Consider the following 18,628-nt stretch of genomic DNA (forward strand, 5'->3'; position numbering starts at 1 on the left):
GCAGCTTCCGCTCCTACCGCACCCGCCGCCACGGCACCCGCGCCGGCGACCCCGCCCGCGCTTTCGCCTCCCGTGACCGGGGAAGCGGCCACCACCTTCGACACCACCGACACCCCGCGCCAGTAACGGCCAGCCGTCTCGCGCTGACCGCCAGACCGCGCCTGAGCCGTCGCGCTCGACGTGTTTGGCATAATGGCCGCTTATCGCTCACGCCTTGCGCCATGCCAGCTGCCACGCCTGCCGTTTCCCCCCAGCCTGCTTCCAATTCGATGCCGCGCACACCGCCGCTGCGCCGCCGCCTGCTTTGCATGCTCTACGAAGGCGTATTGCTGTTCGGCGTGCTGATGGCCGCCAGCGCGGTGTACATCCTTGCACGGCCGTTGCTGCAACAGGTCGGGCTCGACCGCCCCTACGTCGATCAGGCCTGGATGTTCCTCGTCCTGGCCTTCTATTTCTCCTGGTTCTGGCAACGGAACGGCCAGACCCTGGCCATGCAGACCTGGCGCATCCGGCTCGAAACAGCGGCCGGTACCCCGCCCCGGTGGCCGCAAAGCCTGTTTCGCTTCGCGCTGGCATGGCTGTGGCTGCCTCCGGCCGCTACGGTCGGCCATGCGCTCGGGCTGACCAAGGGCCCGTTCATTGGCGTACTGGCGATTGGCCTGCTGATCTGGATCTCGCTGGCCTGGCTCGACCCGCGCCGGCAGTTTCTTCATGACCGTCTGGCCGGCACCCGGCTAGTCGACCTGCGGCCTGCATCGAAACCATGAGCCTGACGGCCGCCGCGCTGCGCCGCATCGCTGTCGTCGTGCAGGCGGCGGCAGTCGGCGGACTCGCAGCGGCACTTGCCGCCGGGGCGGATTGGTCCTGGCCTGCAGCGCTTCTGGCCAGCATTTCGGGCGCATTAGTCGCCTTCGGCATCGGCGTCGCGGTCGCCTTTCTAGTGACCCGGGCAGGGCTCGCCATTCCCGATTCGGCCCGGCCGCAGCGGCCTGACGGCATTCCTGCCCCAAAGCCGCTGAGCTGGCGCCACGCGATGTCGTGCTACCTGGCCGAGTGCCGCGCGATCCTGCGGATGTTCGACTGGTTGCAGCCATTCCGTTCGCGGCTGACATTCGCGCAGCCAACCGATCCGCTACCTGATACCCCCACTGTGTTACTGGTCCACGGCTATGGCTGCAATCACGCGGTCTGGCTCGACCTGGCTCCCGCGTTGGCCGACGCCGGCTACCGTTGCGAAGGCATCGACCTGACGCCGGTGCTCGGCGATATCGACGACTACGCCGCCGCCCTGCTCGTACGAATGCGCGACCTCCGCGCGCGTACCGGCCAGCCCCCGCTGCTGGTCTGCCACAGCATGGGCGGGCTGGCAGCCCGCGCGGCACAGGTAATGGCCGATGCAGCAGGAGAATCCGTGCCATGCGCCGGCATCGTGACGCTTGGCAGCCCGCATCGCGGCTGCCCGCTAGCCACCTTCGGCGCGGGAACGAACGCCCGTCAGATGCGTTGGGCCAGCCCATGGCTGACGACCCTGGCCGAGGCGGAGAGCCCCGCGATGCGCGGTCGCATGATCTCGGTCTTCAGCTGGCACGACTCGATCGCAGGCCCCGCCGACACGGCCTGGCTCGAGGGCGCGCGCCATATCCCATTGAGCGGGATCGGACACGTCTCGCTGCTACGCGATCCACGCGCGGTGCAGGCCACGCTGGATGGCCTCGCGACACTGCGAAAACAAGCCGCCTCGACATCGGACTCAGCCCTACCGTTGCCCCACGGAAACGCCTCGGCAAGGTTCATGTGACATTCATGTTTCCGTCACGGCTCCGTCATGGCGCACTGGCTCAATGCAGCCATCGCCGATACCGGGGCCGCCATGATTCCATCAATCCGATTCGCCCGCGGACGTCTGACGAATGTCGCGCTGCGACTGCGCGGCAAGCCTGACGCCACGCTACCGCTCTCAGCCGCGTTCGCGGCATTCATGCCGACACCGGCCGACCTGACCGCCGCCTCTTCCCGCAACACTAGCAACACCGGCGACATCAGCGATCCGTCCCGCGACACCCAGCGCGCCCCCGACGAACCCAGTTCCACACCCACGCCGCCTGTGGAACACCCCACGCACCGCTACCGCGCGATCTGGCTGTCCGACATCCATTTGGGCACGCCGGGTTGCCAGGCCACATACCTGCTCGACTTCCTCAAACACAACGAATCTGACGTGCTCTATCTCGTCGGCGACATCATCGACGGCTGGCAGCTTCGTCGTGGCTGGTACTGGCCGCGGAGCCACAACGACGTCGTGCAGAAGCTGCTGCGCAAGGCACGCAAGGGCACCGACGTCATCTACGTGCCGGGTAATCACGACGAAGTGGCGCGTCAGTTCGACGGCATGGCATTCGGTGACATCACGGTGCGAGAGGACGCGGTCCACGTGACCGCCACCGGCAAACGCCTGTGGGTCGTGCATGGCGACCTGTTCGACGGCGTGGTGCAACACGCGAAGTGGCTGGCCTACCTGGGCGATTCGGCGTACACGATGATCCTCGCGCTGAACCGCCACTTCAACCGCGTGCGTGCGCGGCTCGGGTTCGATTACTGGTCGATCTCGCAATACCTGAAGCATCAGGTCAAGAACGCGGTGAGCTACATCAACTCGTTCGAGCACGCGATGGTCGACGAAGCCCGCCGGCGCGGTTGCGACGGCGTGGTCTGCGGCCACATCCACAAGGCCGAGATCCGCGATGTCGATGGCCAGCTCTACTGCAACGACGGTGATTGGGTGGAAAGCCTGTCCGCCCTCGTGGAAACCATGGAAGGCGAACTGAAAATCGTCTACTGGACCACGTTGCTCGATCCGCCGATGCCCGCAGGCCGCCGCCGCCGTCGCACGGCCGAATTGACTGCCTGATCCTTGCCGTACCACCCGCCCCCGGCAGTCGCGCCATTGCATGAATGGCGCGCGATGCCCGCTCGTCACAACAACAACGCACCTGAGCAAGGAGATTCGATGAGAGTCCTGATTGTCACCGACGCCTGGGAACCACAGGTCAACGGCGTGGTGCGCACGCTGAAATCCACCCGGCGCGAGCTCGAAGCCATGGGTCACACCGTGGACCTGATCACGCCGCTCGAATTCCAGACGATCCCCTGCCCGACCTATCCCGAGATCCGGCTGTCGCTGCTGCCCTCGGGCAAGGTGCGCCGGCGCATCGACACGTTCCGTCCCGACGCGCTCCATATCGCCACCGAAGGGCCCCTTGGCCTGGCCGCGCGCCGCTACGCGATGCAGCACGATCTGCCGTTCACCACGGCCTATCACACGCGCTTTCCGGAGTACGTGCAGGCGCGCTTCGGCATTCCGCTGGCGTGGACCTACCGCTTTCTGCGCTGGTTCCATGGCTCCGCGCGCGCGGTGATGGCGCCGACGCCCGTGGTGCTCAAGGATCTGCAGGATTACGGCATCACGAACGGCGTGCTGTGGACGCGCGGCGTCGATCTCGACGTCTTCACCGCGCAACGGGCGAACGTCCTGAACACCGCGCATCCGATCTTCCTCTACGTGGGCCGCGTGGCGGTGGAAAAGAACGTCGAGGCATTCCTGCAGCTCGACCTGCCGGGTTCGAAGTGGGTGGTGGGCGATGGCCCCGCGCTGGCCGGCCTTAAGGCGCGCTATCCGTCGGCGAACTACCTCGGCGTGCTCAAGCAGCCCGAGTTGGCAAAGGTGTATGCTTCAGCAGATGTCTTCGTGTTTCCGAGCCGCACCGACACGTTCGGACTGGTCCTGCTCGAAGCATTGGCAAGCGGGCTGCCGGTGGCGGCCTACCCTGTCACCGGGCCGATCGACGTGCTCGGCAACAGCCCGGCCGGCGTGATGCACGAAGACTTGAGAGAGGCCTGCCTGGAAGCCCTGCGCATCGACCGCGCAACGGCACGCGCCCACGCGGAGAAGTTCTCGTGGCGCGCCGCATCCGAACAGTTCCTCACCCATTTGCGTCCGCTGCCAACAGGCACGGGCGGAACCGACAATTCAGCGCCCCCAGTCGCCCCAGATCATGGCCAAGCCTCATCACACGCTACCGCCCGATCCGTCGCTGCACCGGCCGACGGCCGCTCACATGGCGGCTGAAGTCGAGTCCGAGTATTCGATCGCCAGCAATCCACACAAAGGAAATCGGGGGCTGACGCGCGCCTGGCACGCAGCGATCAACTCGGCGTCGGGGTTGCGCTACGCGATTCTGGAAGAAAGCGCGTTCCGTCAGGAACTGACGCTGGTGGTGATCCTCACGCCGTGCGCGTTCATCATTCCGGCAACGGTCGTCGAGCGCGTGATGCTGCTGGGCACGCTGCTGCTGGTGCTGATCGTGGAACTGCTCAACTCGAGCGTGGAAGCCGCGATCGACCGGATCTCGCTGGAACGGCATAGCCTGTCCAAACGCGCCAAGGACTTCGGCAGCGCGGCGGTGATGCTGGCGTTGATCCTGTGTGGCGGCACGTGGGCCGCCATCGCGGGACCGCACGTGGTGCGGTGGGTGGGGATGCTGTTCAACTGATCAGCCAAATCAGCCTGATCGGCCAGTCGGCCAGCATCCCGGGAGCGGAGGGTCAGGCCTTCTCGCGGCCTTCCTGCCACTTGTCGACGTGCACGCGCGGCGCCGCCGCCAGGCGGGCGAGCATATCCTCCGGCTCGGTGGACACGTGCAGCATGTCCGCATGAACCTGCTTCAGGAAGCCCTCGCTTACGGCGTGATTCAGGAACCCGAGCATACCGTTGTAGAACCCCGCCACGTTGAGCAGGCCAACAGGCTTGTCGTGGTAGCCGAGCTGCGCCCACGTGAACGTTTCAAACAGCTCTTCGAACGTGCCCACGCCGCCGGGCATGGCGATGAACGCATCGGCGCGGTCCGCCATCATCTGCTTGCGCTCGTGCATGTTGCGCACGATGTGAAGCTCGGTCAGGCCTCGATGGCCAACCTCCTTCTGCATCAGCGCCTCTGGAATGATGCCGATGGCGGCACCGCCGTGCGCCATGACGCTATCGGCCACGATGCCCATCAGGCCCACATTGCCCCCGCCATAGACCAGGGCCAGACCCCGCTCCGCCATGGCTTGCCCAAGCGCTCGCGCTGCTTCCGCGTACTCGGGTCGAAAACCTGGGCTCGACCCGCAATAAACACAAACCGACTTCACTTTCTGTCCTTTTCAAGCTTTGCGGCATCCGCTGCGGCCTTCTGCGCCGCGTACTCGCGCGCAAGCTGGTCGAATGCCTCGCGCGCCTTGCCACGCAGGTACGGCGCGAGAATCGAGAAGATGTGATAGCTCGACCCATGCAGATAGCCGCGAATCTGTTCGGGGTCGTTGTACTGGCGCGGGTGCTGCACGAACTGGAACGACAGCCAGTACGTGGCGATCACGACGATGTTGGTGCAGATCGCGTCCACCTGTTCCGGCGTGGCGTCCATGTCGCCATCCTCCTGAAACTGGCGGCAGATCTCGAGCGCGAAGCGCTTCTTCTGATCGACGATGCGCTTGAAGTTGGTCTCCAGCATCCGGTTGCGCGCCAGCAGGTCGTTGATGTCGCGATACAGGAAACGATAGTTCCACAGAAACTCGGACATGTACTGCAGATAGCCCCAGCTCTCCCCCAACGTGGCCTTGTGGTCTTCCGGCATTTTCAGGCGACGCTCCATCTCCTGCTCGAAGCGCACGAAGATGGAATTGATGATGTCGTCCTTGTTGCGGAAGTGGTAATAGAGATTGCCAGGACTGATTTCCATGGCTTCCGCAATCGTCGTCGTGGTGACGTTGGGCTCGCCGAGTTCATTGAACAGGCGCAGCGAGACGTCGAGAATGCGATCCCGGGTACGACGGGGACCGGCTTGCGGTTTGGCTTCCATGGGCGTTGGAACGACTTTGTATCGGCAGAGTTGCGATTATAAGCATAGCGTCCGAGGCCTCCCCCGGGCGTGCGGCGAGAACCGCACCTACGCGTCGATGCTCAGAATGACGAGCCCGGCTGTTTCAGATACGCGGCTTCCGCATCCGAATTCACCCGGCCCAGCACGGCGTTGCGGTGGGGGTAGCGGCCGAAGCGCGCGATGACGTCGCGATGCTTCTCGGCCCACTCCACCACATCGGCTTTCCCGCCGCCGTCGTCGCGCAGGGCCATCATTTCCCGCACCGCGATGTCCTGCGCATCCAGCGATTCCGCATGCTCGAACGGCAAGTAGCAGAACATGCGGTGCCACGACGTGGGCAACTGGCGGTCCCAACCAAGATCCAGCATCCGGCGCGCCGCCGCGAGTGCCTTGCCATCGGTGGCGAAGCTGCGTGGATCGCCGCGAAACATGTTGCGCGGGAACTGGTCGAGTAGCACGATCCGGGCGCAAGCGCCCTCCGGCGTCACGGACCAGTCGTCCTCGGCGCCGTCATGCGCGGCCTGCCAGCACGACAGGAAGCGCGCCCGGACCGTGGTATCGAAGTTCACGCATTTGGTGAACCATTCGCGCCGCGAAATGTTCCATTCCGGCGCACCCGGCAAGCCGAACCAGAAATCGAGCACGGCCTGCGCGGCCGCCGGCATCCGGTTATCGCTGGACATTGCGCATCCAGTCCGCAGTCTGGAACAACGCCTGCATCAGGCGCATCTGCAGATCTTCCGACAGCCCCACGTCCTGCATCGCCAGTGCCATGCAACGCATCCACTGGTCACGCTCGCTGGTGCCGATCTCGAACGGCAGGTGGCGCGCACGCAGGCGGGGATGGCCGAAGCGCTCGATAAAGTAGTTCGGCCCGCCCAGCCAACCGCACAGGAACCAGAACAGCTTGTCGCGCGAACCCTCCAGCGAGTGCGGATGCAGCGCGCGCAGGCCGGCGAACTCCGTCTCCAGGTCCATCAGGTCGTAGAAACGATCGACCAGTTCGCGCACGCGCGCCTCGCCGCCGATCAGTTCGTACGCGGTAATCTGTTCCCGCTGCTCCTCGGGCTGGTTGGACTGCCCGTCGGGCGGGTTGGTGGATTCGGTGCTCATGGCGATACAGGGAAATCAGACGTCGCGCAGCGTCGCCAGCGCCGGTTGCCGCAGTACCTCGCGCAAACCGAGCCAGCCGCCCGCAAAAGCGCAGATCATGCCAGAAACCACGCCGACCGGTACGATCCAGACGTTGAATCGGTACGGGAAATCGAACACGTACTGCGACAAGCCCCAACCCACCCCGATCGCGCCGACGCTGGCCAGCAGCCCCGCCAGTCCGCCGACCACGAGGAATTCCGCGTACTGGGTCTGGCGTACCAGCGCCGCCGACGCACCCAGCGCCTTGAGTAGCCCGGCATCGCGCTTGCGCTCGTCACGCGCGCCGGATAGCGCCGCATAGAGCACGGTCACGCCGGCCAGCAGCGTGAAGACGAACAGAAACTCCACGGCGGCGATTACCTGGTCCAGGACCTGCTGGATCTGCCGCAGGATCAAGTCGGTATTCACGACTGTGATGTTCGGAAACGCGGCGGCAAGCTGATTGCCAAGCGCGGCCTTGGCGGGCGGCAGATGGAACGCGGTGATGTAGGTCTCGGGCAAGCCCTGCATCTTGGCCGTCGGCAGAATCACGAAGAAATTCACGCGCATCGAGCCCCAGTCGAGCTTACGCAGCGACGTAACGGGTGCCTCGACGGTCTGCCCGGCCACGTCGAACCTCAGCGTATCGCCAAGCTGGATATGTAGCGTCTTGGCGATGCCCTCTTCCACCGACGCGCCACCTTCGTCCCAGCGGCCCGAGGTGACTTGATTGCCTTCGGGAAGCTGGTCCATGTACGACAGGTTGAACTCGCGCTCCACCAGATTGCGCGCGCGTCCCTCCGGGTAGCTCTCGGCCTGGATCGGCCGGCTGCCGATCTGCGTCAGGCGGCCGCGCACCATCGGATAAAGCAGATCTTCCACGCCATCCTTTGCCAGCATCGCCTGCAACGGATCGCGCTGATCTGGCTGGATATTGATGATGAAGCGATTCGGCGCATTGGCCGGCGTGGCGTTGCGCCAGGAATCGATCAGGTCGTTGCGCGTCATCCCCAGCAACAACAGCGCCATCAGCCCGACGGCAAGCGCAACGGTCTGCAGCACGGTGACGCCACGGCGGCGTTCGAGCACGGCCAGCGCAAAGCGCCAGCCGACATTGCCACGTGCGCGGCCACGCATCACACGCGATAGCAGGAGCAGCAGACCCAGCGCCAGCACCGCAAACGCGATACCCGCGCCCACAAACCCACCAGCCGTGGTCACCCCGAGCTTCAGGTCACGCGCCGCCACCAGCAGCAGTGCCACGAAAGCACCGAGCCCGAGCGCATAGGCCACCCAGACGGACACGGGTGGCACGCCGATATCGCGTCGCAGAACACGCAGCGGCGCCACACGCGTCAGCGCCAGCAGCGGCGGCAATGCAAAGCCCACCAGCAATACCAGCCCCGCGGCCACGCCGATCAGCGCGGGCACCGCCGACGGATGCGGCAACGACACCTGCAGCAGCCCACCGAGCGACATCAGCAATCCATAGTGCGCCAGGTAGCCCAGCACTACGCCCACCACCGCGCCACCGAGGCCGAGCAGCGCGAATTCGATCGCGAAAGCGGTCAGGATCTGCCGGCGTGACAGGCCCAGGCACTTGTAGACCGCGCAGGCATCGGTGTGGCGCTGCATGTAGCGGCGGGCGGACATCGCGATGGCCACTGCCGCGATCATCGCCGACAGCACCGCCACCAGCGACAGGAAGCGCTCGGCGCGATCGAGCGTGGCACGCATCTGCGGCTGTCCCGATTCCAGAGACTCCACGCGCGTATTGCGCAGATGCCGGCGCTGGATTTCGTCGGTTGCCCACTTCCGATACTCCTCGCCTGCCACATCGGAGCCCGCAACGAGCAAGCGGTATGTCACACGGCTGCCCCAGCCGATCAGCTTCGTCGCATCAAGGTCGGACAGCGGCAACAACACACGCGGCGCGAAGTTCATGAAGCCCGCGCCACGATCGAGTTCCTGCGTGAGAATCCGGTCGATATAAAACGTCTTGCTGCCGAGTTGCAGGCTGTCACCAACATGCAGGCCGAGCGCGATCAGCAGCGCTTCGTCGACCCACACCTTGCCCGGGGCGGGAATGCCCTCCGCCACCGCCTCGGCGCCGCCCGGGGCACTGGCCACCTTGAGCCGGCCGCGCAGCGGATAGTCGTCGGTCACCGCCTTCAGCGCCGCCAGTTGGCTCGGTGCTTCGGCATGTTCGGGCGCGCCTTTCACGCGCGCCGTGGCCATGCTCGGGAACGTGACAGTCTGCGCCACCCGGAGTCCGTCATGCTGCGCGCGCTCGGCGAAAGCCGCGTCGAATGGCTGGTCGGAGATCAACAGCACATCGGCCGCGATCATCTGCCGCGCGTCGCGCTCCAGGCCCAAACGCATCCGGTCCGCCAGAAAGCCCACGCTGGTCAGCGCCGCCACGGCCAGCACGAGCGCGAACAACAGCAGCGTCAGTTCCCCGGCCAGCCAGTCCCGGCGGGCCATGCGCAAGGCTTGCCGCCAGGCGGAAAAACGCGGCTGAGAAGCTATGACGGTCGTTTCGGCAGACATCGGCGATCGGTTCAGGTTATCTATCGGTGTATCGGCGCGCTAGGGACGCTAGGGGCGCTAGGGACGCTGGTTGTCCGCGTTGCCGCGCAGCCCGGCGTGCAGACGCCGCACGCCACGCCACAGCTTCGGCAGCAGCCATGCGGCAGTGATCAGGAACAGGACCAACAGGATCAGGAATACCACAGGCAGGAAGAACGCCAGCAGCAGCCCGCCGGCCGTGGTGATGTCTTCGGTGAATGAGGCCACCCAGTTCGAAAATGGTTCGGGCGACACATTGATCAGTGCCCGCGTGCCCGCCTTCGTCGCGTGGGCGGTGCCGGCAAGCGTGCCGCCGATCAGGCCGGCCGCCACCATCCACTGGGGATCGAGTTGGCCGAACGCGGCGGCGGCCAGGATCGCCCCGGCGGGAATGCGGATGAAGGTCTGGATGCCATCCCAGACCGTGTCGAAGCCCGGCACCTTGTCCGCGACGAACTCGGCCGCGGCCATCGCGCCGGCAATGCCGATCACCCACCAGGACTCGAGCACGTGCAGACCTGGCGGCAGGTCGAGCCAGCCAAGGCGGGCCAGCACACCTGCCGTCAGCACGGCCAGATAGAGACGAATGCCGCTGGCCCAGGACATGCCTGCGGCCAGCGCGGCGGTTTCCAGCATTGCACTCCTCGCGTTTGTCGCGGTTTATCGCTATTTGTCGCTGCGGACTTGCGAAGAGTGTAATACGCCTGCGCCCAGGCGCCCCTCAGGCCCGGCTCAAGCCCCTTCCTTGCCGTCGGGACCGTACCAGGGCAACGCCTGCTGCGGCGTCAGGATGCCAGCCGGTTCCGCCGCCGTGTATCCCGGAAGTTGCTCGATGCGTCGCGCGAAGGCCGGGTCGGCAATCAGCGACAGCAGCGCGGTCACCCACGGCGCGGTCTGGTCGTTCTTGCGCAGCGCCAGATAGTAGGCTTCGCGGGTTAGCGGGACGAATGCCAGGCCGTGCGCTTCAGCGTTCATGCGCAGGCCAAAGGCGACCTGCGCGCGGCCCGAATGCACCGCTTCGGCCACCTTCTCATTGCTGAACTCGGGATCGTCGTACCCGGTAATCTGGTCTGGATACAACCCCTGCGTGGCCAGCAATTGATCGAACAGCATCCGCGTGCCCGAACTCCGCTGGCGGTTGATGAAGCGCGCGCCGGTGCGAGCCAGATCGCGCAGGTCGCGGATCTCGCGCGCCATGTCCGGCGCCACGATCAAGCCCTGCTCGCGCCACGCCAGCCGCACCAGCCGCACCGTGGCCGGCCGCAGCCACTTGCGCAGTGTCACATGCGCCACCGAACCAGCGATCTGGATCGGCGAGACATAAAAGCCTGCCAGTTCCGACTGCCGCTCCTGCAGGCAGACCAGCCCCTCCACGCTGCCGCAGAACACGGTATCGAGTTGCAGCGGCGCCGGCGTTTCCCTGAGCGCGGCGGCCAGCGTTTCCACGGCCGGGTCGTGGCTGCCGGAGAAATGCAGCACGGTCTGAGGCCGCGCGGCCTCATCGAGATCGGTCAGGAAATCCGCCATGGCCTTCTGCACGGCCGGATCGATCGTCTCGCGCAGCCGCAGTTCGGCCCGTAGCAGCCGTTCGCCAAAGCGCGTCAGCGATGCGCCACGCCCGCGCTCCATGTCGAGCATCGAGCGGCCGAGCATCTCCTCCCAAGTGCGCATCACACCCCAGGCATGACGATAGGAAAGTCCGATTTCCTGTGCCGCCCGATGGAGCGACCCCGTTTCACGCACGGCCTTGAGTAGCTGGAACACCTTGCCGTTGGCGCGGGGGTTGTCATCGGCGGCAATGACCGGGAACAGGTCAAAGCGGAAGGTCATATGTTTCGCCTTGCATATTTACGAGGTCTACAGGCTCATCGACAATCGTGTGCCTCGGTTTCCACGACGATTCGCGCATTCTCCATGAAGCATCGTCGCTATGGCAATTGTGTTTCCGAAAACATAAGAGAAGGAATTGCACATGTCTGATCGCCGTCTTCCCGACCCATTCCGCCGGCTTCGCACCTCACCCGCCACGACGGCCGCGCTGGCATTCGTTGTGCTCTCCACAGCATATGGCACAGCGAATGCCGCCGACCTGAAAATGGCCACGACCACGAGCACCGAGAATTCCGGGCTGCTCAAGTACCTGCTGCCGAAGTTCGAGCAGAAAACCGGCATCAACATGAAGGTGATCGCCGTCGGCTCGGGCAAGGCCATGAAGATGGGCGAGATGGGCGACGTGGACGTGCTGCTGGTGCATGCACGCAAGATGGAAGACGAATTCGTCGCGGCCGGCTACGGCGTCAACCGTCGGGACGTGATGTACAACGACTTCATCGTCGTCGGCCCCGCGAACGATCCGGCCAATCTGAAGGGCGGGAAGGACGTCATCGCCGGATTCAAGAAGCTGGCTGGCAGCGGCAGCAAGTTCATCTCGCGCGGTGACAATTCCGGTACCGACGTCATGGAAAAGGACTACTGGAAGAAGGCGGGCATCGAGCCCAAGGGCCAGCCGTGGTACGTCAGCGCCGGGCTAGGCATGGGCGAAGTGCTGACGATGGCCGCCCAGCTCCCGGGCTACACGCTATCCGACCGGGCTACCTACGGCGCGTATCGCGCGAAGACGGGCCTGGCCATCGTGCTACAGGGCGACCCACAGATGTTCAATCCGTACGGCGTGATCGCCGTGAATCCGGCCAAGCACCCCGGCATCAACTACGCCGACGCGATGAAGTTCGTCGAATGGGTCACGTCGAAGGAAGGCCAGGACGCGATTGCCAGCTACAAGGTCGAGGGCGAACAACTCTTCTTCCCCGACTACCAGGCAAAGTAACCAGGCGACGCAACCGAAGCCGGGACGGCGCGGAAGTCCCGGCAAAACCACGGGGGCGCCGGGCTCACCCCGCCCCGGTGGCCTCCAGCCGTGGAAGCTGTGGCAGATCCGTCGCGACCTCGGCAATCATCCGCCGCATCCACATCACGTCCGGCGCCGCATGACAGCGCTCGTGCCAGAGCTGGTAGAAGCGCATGCGTGGGAACTGCACCGGTGACGGCACCATGCGGATCGGCAGGTACTGCGCGTAATGCGCGGCAAACTGCCGGCCCGTGGTGAACACCATGTCCGTCTTCATCAGCACGTAGGGCACCAGCCCGAAGTACGGCAGCGTGACCTGAATATTCCGCTTGTAGCCCTGCTCCGCCAGCGCCTGGTCGATCATGCTGCGCTGCATCGACGCATACGGCGCCGGCGCCAGATGCGGCATTTCCAGGTAGTGGCGCAGCGTCAGCCCGTGACGCGCCAGCGGGTGCTGCGCGCCCAGCATGCAGACAACCTCGTCATCGAACAGCGGCGAGATATGCAGATGCTCGGGCGGCGACAGCCAGTTGCCGACCACGAGATCGAGGTGGCCCTGCTCCAGCGCATCCAGAAAGTCGGTCGACTGCGTCATCGGGTGGACGAACAGCTTCGCGCCCGGCGCAAGCCGCCGCACGCGCTCGACGATATTCGGCAGGAAGAACGCGTCAAGATAGTCGGGCGCCCCAAGGTGGAACGTCCGCGTGGTGGTGGCCGGATCGAACTGCTGCGGGGGGCGGGCGATGCGATCCATCGCGGCCAGACTCTGCTCGGCCAGCAGCAGCAGTTCGCGGCCGCGCTCGGTGGGCACCATGCCGCTCTTGCCGCGCACCAGAATGGCGTCCCCGGTGATTTCGCGCAGCCGCTTGAGCGTGTTGCTGATGGCGGGCTGCGACTGGCCGAGGCGCACGGCGGTGCGCGTCACGCTCTGCTCGGTCAGCAGTGTGTGAAGCACCCGCAGTAAATATGTATCGAGATGGTCGCGTCCGTGCATGGCAGGTGCCAGCCCGCCATATGGCTTGGCGTGGGTGGCGTGGGGGATGGGAACGGCGCATAGTGTAAGACAGCCACCCCCGAAACGGTCAAATCCGGCACACCGTCCGGACGATCTACGGGAAGACCCGTAGATCGCCGCCAGACGGCCCGTGGACTGGCGCGGCTCCGGCCGGGCCGCCGCCGGATGCGCGCGTTGATGGGGCATATCACATGGGCCGAATATTGCGTCAAAGGGCCAGTGCTATGTTTCCGCCATCCCCGAAAGAGAGAAGATCATGGAGACGCAAACCATCCGCTTCTACCACCGCGGCCAGGTCCAGGAAGTATCCGACGCCCCCGTGACGCGCACCCTGCTGCAGTACCTGCGCGAAGATGTCCGCTGCACCGGCACCAAGGAAGGCTGCGCCGAAGGCGACTGCGGCGCCTGCACCGTCGTGATCGGCGAGTTGCAGGACAGCGGCGACGTCGAGTTCAAGGCCGTCAACGCCTGCATCCAGTTCCTGCCCACGCTCGACGGCAAGGCCCTGATCACGGTCGAAGACCTGCGTCAGGCAGATGGTGCGCTGCACCCCGTGCAGGAAGCCATGGTCGAGTGCCACGGTTCGCAATGCGGTTTCTGCACCCCCGGCTTCGTGATGTCGCTGTGGGCGCTGTACCAGCAGCACACCCCGGGTGGCGAGCCGCCCCCGCGCCAGACCATCTGTGACGCCCTGACCGGCAACCTTTGCCGCTGCACCGGCTATCGCCCGATCGTTGACGCCGGCCAGCGCATGATGGCCCTGCCCGCGCCGCAGGCCGACCGCATCGACCCCCGCCAGATCGCCGACACGCTGCGCAGCCTGAAGCGCGGCGAGACGTTCCACTACAACGCGCGCGGCCAGCATTTCTACGCCCCGCGCACGGCCGCCGAATTCGGCGCGATCAAGGCCGCCGAGCCGAACATCCGCATCCTGGCCGGCAGCACGGACGTCGGCCTGTGGGTAACCAAGCAGTTCCGCGAACTGGGCAACCTGCTCTACGTCGGTCAGGTGGAAGATCTGAACCAGATCGCCGAGCGCGACGGCTTCATCGAAATCGGCGCCGCCGTGACGCTGGAAAAAGCCTATGCCGCGCTGAACACCGCCCATCCGGAGCTCGAGGAACTGTGGAAGCGCTTTGCTTCCCTGCCGATCCGCAATGCCGGCACGCTGGGCGGCAACATTGCCAACGGCTCGCCGATCGGTGACTCGATGCCGGCGCTGATTGCCCTGGGCACGGAAGTCGTGCTGCAACGTGGCGACGTCCGGCGCGTGATGCCGCTCGAGGACCTGTACCTGGCCTACCAGAAGACGGCCATGGTCGAAGGCGAATTCGTCGCCGGACTGCGCGTGCCGGTGCAAGGGCCGCAGCATTTCCGCACGTACAAGCTGTCCAAGCGCTTTGACGAGGATATCTCCGCCGTGTGCGCCGCGTTTGGCATCACGGTCGAGAACGGCATCGTCACGGCAGCATGCATCGCCTTCGGCGGCATGGCCGCCACCCCAAAGCGGGCCGCGCTGGCAGAGGATGCGCTGACCGGCAAGCCCTGGAACGAGGCCACCGCGCGCGCCGGCATGGCGGCGCTGGGCCAGGACTACACGCCACTGACCGATATGCGCGCCACTGCCGACTATCGCAGCCGGGGCGCCGCCAACCTGCTCTATCGCTTCTGGCTGGAGACACGCGACAGCGCGTTGCCCGCCGCCATGGTCAATGTCCGCGCCATCGGCGCCGGTGAAACCGTGAGCGCCTGAGGAGAGCCTGCATGAACAAGCAAACCGAACCTTTCCTGCTCGACGCCAGCGTCGCCGCCGAATCGGCGCCGCAAGTGGGCATCTCGCGCCCGCATGAATCGGCCCACCTGCACGTGGCAGGCACCGCCACCTATACCGACGACATTCCCGAGCTGGCCGGCACGCTGCACGCCGCGCTCGGCATGAGCGCGCGCGCCCATGCGCGCCTGAAGTCGATCGGTCTCGAACGCGTGCGCAAGGCGCCCGGCGTAGTGTCGGTGCTGACCGTCGACGACATTCCTGGCGCCAACGAATGCGGCCCGATCATCCATGACGACCCGATCCTGGTGAAGGATATCGTCCAGTTCATCGGTCAGCCGATCTTCATCGTGGTAGCGACGTCGCATGACGCGGCACGCCGCGCCGCCCGTCTGGCCGACATTGAGTACGAAGACCTGCCCCCCGTGCTGTCGCCCGAGGCCGCGCACGCCGCAGGCAGCTATGTGCTGCCGCCGATGCATCTGAAGCGCGGCGAACCTGCCCGCCACATCGACGCGGCCATCCACCGCGACGCTGGCAAGATCCACCTGGGCGGTCAGGAGCAGTTCTATCTGGAAGGCCAGATCGCCTACGCCGTGCCGCGCGAGAACGACGGCATGCACGTCTGGTGTTCGACGCAACACCCGACCGAAATGCAGCATCACGTGGCCCACATGCTCGGCTGGCACGCGCATCAGGTGCTGGTGGAGTGCCGCCGCATGGGCGGTGGCTTCGGCGGCAAGGAATCGCAGTCGGCCATGTTCGCCTGCTGCGCGTCGCTGGCCGCGTGGAAGCTGCTGTGCCCGGTCAAGCTGCGTCCGGACCGCGACGACGACATGATGATCACCGGCAAGCGTCACGATTTCGTGTTCGACTTCGATGTCGGCCACGATGACGCCGGCCGCATCGAAGGGGTGCGCGTGGAGATGGTGTCTCGCGCGGGCTTCTCGGCCGACCTGTCGGGTCCGGTCATGACGCGCGCGATCTGTCACTTCGACAATGCCTACTGGCTGCCGAACGTGCAGATCGACGGCTACTGCGGCAAGACCAACACGCAGAGCAACACCGCGTTTCGCGGCTTCGGCGGCCCGCAAGGCGCGTTCGCCGTGGAGTACATCCTCGACAACATCGCGCGCAACGTGGGCAAGGATTCGCTCGACGTGCGCCGCGCCAACTTCTACGGCAAGACGGACAACAACGTCACGCCGTATGGCCAGACCGTCGAAGACAACGTCATCCACGAGCTGATCGACGAACTCGTGGCGTCGAGCGAATACAAGGCCCGCCGCGCCGCCACGCGCGCGTTCAATGAGACCAGCCCGATCCTCAAGAAAGGGATCGCCATCACGCCGGTCAAGTTCGGCATCTCGTTCAACGTGGCCCACTACAACCAGGCCGGCGCGCTCGTGCACGTCTACAACGACGGCTCGGTGCTCGTGAACCACGGTGGCACGGAAATGGGCCAGGGCCTGAACACCAAGGTGGCGATGGTCGTGGCGCACGAACTCGGCATCCGCATGGAACGTGTGCGCGTGACCGCTACGGACACCAGCAAGGTAGCCAACACGTCCGCAACCGCCGCATCGACCGGCGCCGACCTGAACGGCAAGGCCGCGCAGGACGCCGCCCGCCAGATCCGCGAGCGGCTGGCCGCGTTCGCCGCCCGCAAGGCCGGCGTGCCCGTCGAAGACGTGCGCTTCGGCGACGACCTCGTGGTGGCTGGCGAACTGCGCCAGTCGTTCGGTGATCTGGCCCGCGAAGCCTACGTGGCCCGCGTGCAACTGTGGTCCGATGGCTTCTACACCACGCCCAAGCTGCACTGGGACCAGAAGGCGCTGCAGGGTCGCCCGTTCTATTACTACGCCTACGGCGCAGCGTGCTCGGAAGTGCTGGTCGATACGCTCACCGGCGAATGGAAGCTGCTGCGTGCCGACGCATTGCACGACGCTGGCAAGTCGCTGAACCCGGCCATCGATATCGGCCAGGTGGAAGGCGCGTTTATCCAGGGCATGGGCTGGCTGACCACAGAGGAACTGTGGTGGAACCAGAACGGCAAGCTGATGACGCACGCGCCCTCGACCTACAAGATTCCGACGATCAACGACTGCCCTGAAGAGTTCAACGTGCGGCTGTTCCAGAACCGAAACGTCGAGGACAGCATCCATCGTTCGAAGGCCGTTGGCGAGCCACCGCTACTGCTGCCGTTCTCGGTGTTCTTCGCGATCCGGGATGCGATTGCTGCGGTGGGCGACTACAAGGTCAACCCGCCGCTGCGCGCGCCCGCCACCAGCGAAGCGATCCTCGACGCCGTGGAGGCCGTGCAGGCCGCCGTGGTTTCCGCCTGACGCAATACCAGGACCGATCATGCAGGACGCCCCCCTCAAACCGTTCCGCTTCGCCGACGCCACCCGCTGGGTGCGCGCCGGCGTGCCCGTGGCGATGGTCACCATCGTCGAAGTCAAGGGTTCCGCGCCGCGCGAGGCGGGCATCCGCATGCTGGTGACAGCCGACGACCTGGTTGGCACGATCGGCGGCGGCCACCTGGAGTGGCGCGGCATGGACATCGCCCGAGAGATGATCGCAAAGGGCGAAAACGGGGAGCAGCGCCGCATCGAGCGTATTGCGCTTGGGCCCGCATTGGGTCAATGCTGCGGCGGCGTCGTGCGCCTGGCGTTTGAAGTGCTGACCCATGACGATCTGGCCTGGCTCGACGCGGTGGAGTCTGCCTTCGCGGCCGGCAAAGCGCTGGCGCGGCATGTACCGGTGACCGGAGCGGTTCGCACGGAAGCCAGCCGCGACCTGTTGCCGTCGGTGCAGCTTGCCGACGACGACAGCTGGACCGACACGCTCGTGCCGGACGACATGCACGTCGTGCTGTTTGGCGCAGGGCATGTCGGCCACGCGCTGGTCAAAGTGCTGGCCACGCTGCCCTGTCGCGTGCACTGGGTCGACGAACGCGACACGCTCTTCCCAGCCGGCCTGCCCGAGAACGTCGAGGCCGAAGCGACCGATACGGCAGAAGCCGTGGTCGACCAGGCCCCGGCAGGCAGCTATTTCCTGGTCATGACGCACAGCCATGCGCTGGACCAGACCCTCTGCGAGCGGATCTTCCGCCGCACCGATTTCGCTTACTTCGGCCTGATCGGCTCGAAGACCAAGCGCGCGAAGTTCGAACACCGGATGGCCGAGCACGGCATCGACGCCGCGCGCTTTCCGGAAATGACATGTCCCATGGGGGTCTCCGGCATCACGGACAAGGCACCGGCTATGATTGCGGTAGCCATCGTCGCCCAACTGCTCCAGGTCCGCGACCAGCGCGCAGCCGCGCTGGCCGCCAGCCGGCGGGAGGCGGTGCATCCGTAACCGGGCAGCCGTGA

At 65.7% G+C, this 18,628-nt stretch carries 18 protein-coding genes; 9 read left to right on the forward strand and 9 right to left on the reverse strand.

Annotated elements, in window-relative coordinates:
• Positions 1-191 (reverse strand): hypothetical protein (locus RN01_RS34690; RefSeq protein WP_231582288.1); only part of this gene is annotated, 191 nt, incomplete at its 3' end.
• A 30-nt stretch (positions 192-221) separates the two neighbouring features.
• Between RN01_RS34690 and RN01_RS20260 the strand changes: the two genes are divergently transcribed.
• From RN01_RS20260 to RN01_RS20280, 5 genes are all read left to right on the forward strand, one after another.
• Entirely contained in the window at positions 222-767 is a 546-nt protein-coding gene (locus RN01_RS20260) for an RDD family protein (RefSeq protein ID WP_024569112.1), read from the forward strand.
• Entirely contained in the window at positions 764-1,798 is a 1,035-nt protein-coding gene (locus RN01_RS20265) for a triacylglycerol lipase (protein WP_024569111.1), read from the forward strand. The genes RN01_RS20260 and RN01_RS20265 overlap by 4 nt, the downstream gene beginning before the upstream one ends.
• 72 nt (positions 1,799-1,870) lie before the next feature.
• Complete coding sequence (locus tag RN01_RS20270; RefSeq protein ID WP_035834676.1) at positions 1,871-2,908, forward strand: UDP-2,3-diacylglucosamine diphosphatase; 1,038 nt, start codon at positions 1,871-1,873, stop codon at positions 2,906-2,908.
• 99 nt (positions 2,909-3,007) lie between these two features.
• On the forward strand, positions 3,008-4,126 hold the full coding sequence (locus tag RN01_RS20275; RefSeq protein WP_011515730.1) for a glycosyltransferase family 1 protein: 1,119 nt from the start codon (positions 3,008-3,010) through the stop codon (positions 4,124-4,126).
• Positions 4,053-4,550: a diacylglycerol kinase gene (locus RN01_RS20280; protein ID WP_080672710.1), complete on the forward strand. Its 498-nt coding sequence runs from the start codon at positions 4,053-4,055 to the stop codon at positions 4,548-4,550. Before RN01_RS20275 ends, RN01_RS20280 begins: the two co-directional genes overlap by 74 nt.
• Before the next feature lie 52 nt (positions 4,551-4,602).
• Here RN01_RS20280 and RN01_RS20285 read toward each other — a convergent pair whose 3' ends face one another.
• The 7 genes from RN01_RS20285 to RN01_RS20315 all read right to left on the reverse strand — a co-directional run bounded on the left by RN01_RS20285 (position 4,603) and on the right by RN01_RS20315 (position 11,447).
• Positions 4,603-5,187, reverse strand: a complete 585-nt coding sequence (locus tag RN01_RS20285; protein ID WP_024569109.1) for a TIGR00730 family Rossman fold protein — start codon at positions 5,185-5,187, stop codon at positions 4,603-4,605.
• The gene (locus RN01_RS20290; RefSeq protein WP_008649790.1) at positions 5,184-5,894 is read right to left on the reverse strand and encodes a TetR/AcrR family transcriptional regulator; all 711 of its coding nucleotides are present in this window, start codon (positions 5,892-5,894) and stop codon (positions 5,184-5,186) included. Before RN01_RS20290 ends, RN01_RS20285 begins: the two co-directional genes overlap by 4 nt.
• A gap of 101 nt (positions 5,895-5,995) precedes the next feature.
• The gene (locus RN01_RS20295; RefSeq protein ID WP_111733280.1) at positions 5,996-6,598 is read right to left on the reverse strand and encodes a DUF924 family protein; all 603 of its coding nucleotides are present in this window, start codon (positions 6,596-6,598) and stop codon (positions 5,996-5,998) included.
• Positions 6,585-7,028, reverse strand: coding sequence for a group II truncated hemoglobin (locus RN01_RS20300; RefSeq protein ID WP_017514476.1), 444 nt, complete (start codon positions 7,026-7,028; stop codon positions 6,585-6,587). Before RN01_RS20300 ends, RN01_RS20295 begins: the two co-directional genes overlap by 14 nt.
• Before the next feature lie 15 nt (positions 7,029-7,043).
• Complete coding sequence (locus RN01_RS20305) at positions 7,044-9,599, reverse strand: ABC transporter permease (protein WP_024569107.1); 2,556 nt, start codon at positions 9,597-9,599, stop codon at positions 7,044-7,046.
• Positions 9,600-9,656: 57 nt separating this feature from the next.
• A complete protein-coding gene (locus RN01_RS20310; RefSeq protein WP_011515723.1) occupies positions 9,657-10,253 on the reverse strand; it encodes a DUF4126 domain-containing protein in 597 nt (198 codons plus the stop codon).
• 96 nt (positions 10,254-10,349) lie between these two features.
• A complete protein-coding gene (locus RN01_RS20315; RefSeq protein WP_024569106.1) occupies positions 10,350-11,447 on the reverse strand; it encodes a substrate-binding domain-containing protein in 1,098 nt (365 codons plus the stop codon).
• Between the two features lie 142 nt (positions 11,448-11,589).
• On the opposite strand from RN01_RS20315, the gene RN01_RS20320 reads away from it, so the two are divergent.
• Positions 11,590-12,444 (forward strand): extracellular solute-binding protein, encoded by an 855-nt coding sequence (locus tag RN01_RS20320; RefSeq protein WP_024569105.1) that lies wholly within the window; start codon positions 11,590-11,592, stop codon positions 12,442-12,444.
• Positions 12,445-12,508: 64 nt separating this feature from the next.
• Here the strand turns inward: RN01_RS20320 and RN01_RS20325 are convergent, their stop codons facing one another.
• Positions 12,509-13,459: a LysR substrate-binding domain-containing protein gene (locus RN01_RS20325; RefSeq protein WP_008649783.1), complete on the reverse strand. Its 951-nt coding sequence runs from the start codon at positions 13,457-13,459 to the stop codon at positions 12,509-12,511.
• Positions 13,460-13,736: 277 nt separating this feature from the next.
• Here RN01_RS20325 and xdhA point away from each other — a divergent pair, with 277 nt between their 5' ends.
• The 3 genes from xdhA to xdhC are packed head-to-tail and all read left to right on the forward strand — an operon-like array spanning position 13,737 to position 18,614.
• Positions 13,737-15,233 carry a xanthine dehydrogenase small subunit gene (gene xdhA / locus RN01_RS20330; protein WP_024569104.1) on the forward strand — a complete coding sequence of 499 codons (1,497 nt, stop codon included), beginning with the start codon at positions 13,737-13,739 and terminating at the stop codon, positions 15,231-15,233.
• An 11-nt stretch (positions 15,234-15,244) separates the two neighbouring features.
• Entirely contained in the window at positions 15,245-17,596 is a 2,352-nt protein-coding gene (gene xdhB / locus RN01_RS20335) for a xanthine dehydrogenase molybdopterin binding subunit (protein WP_024569103.1), read from the forward strand.
• Positions 17,597-17,615: 19 nt separating this feature from the next.
• The gene (gene xdhC, locus RN01_RS20340) at positions 17,616-18,614 is read left to right on the forward strand and encodes a xanthine dehydrogenase accessory protein XdhC (protein WP_024569102.1); all 999 of its coding nucleotides are present in this window, start codon (positions 17,616-17,618) and stop codon (positions 18,612-18,614) included.
• Positions 18,615-18,628: the final 14 nt, after the last annotated feature.

Origin of the sequence: Cupriavidus sp. SHE (assembly GCF_000812445.1) — a bacterium.
Lineage (GTDB): Bacteria > Pseudomonadota > Gammaproteobacteria > Burkholderiales > Burkholderiaceae > Cupriavidus > Cupriavidus metallidurans.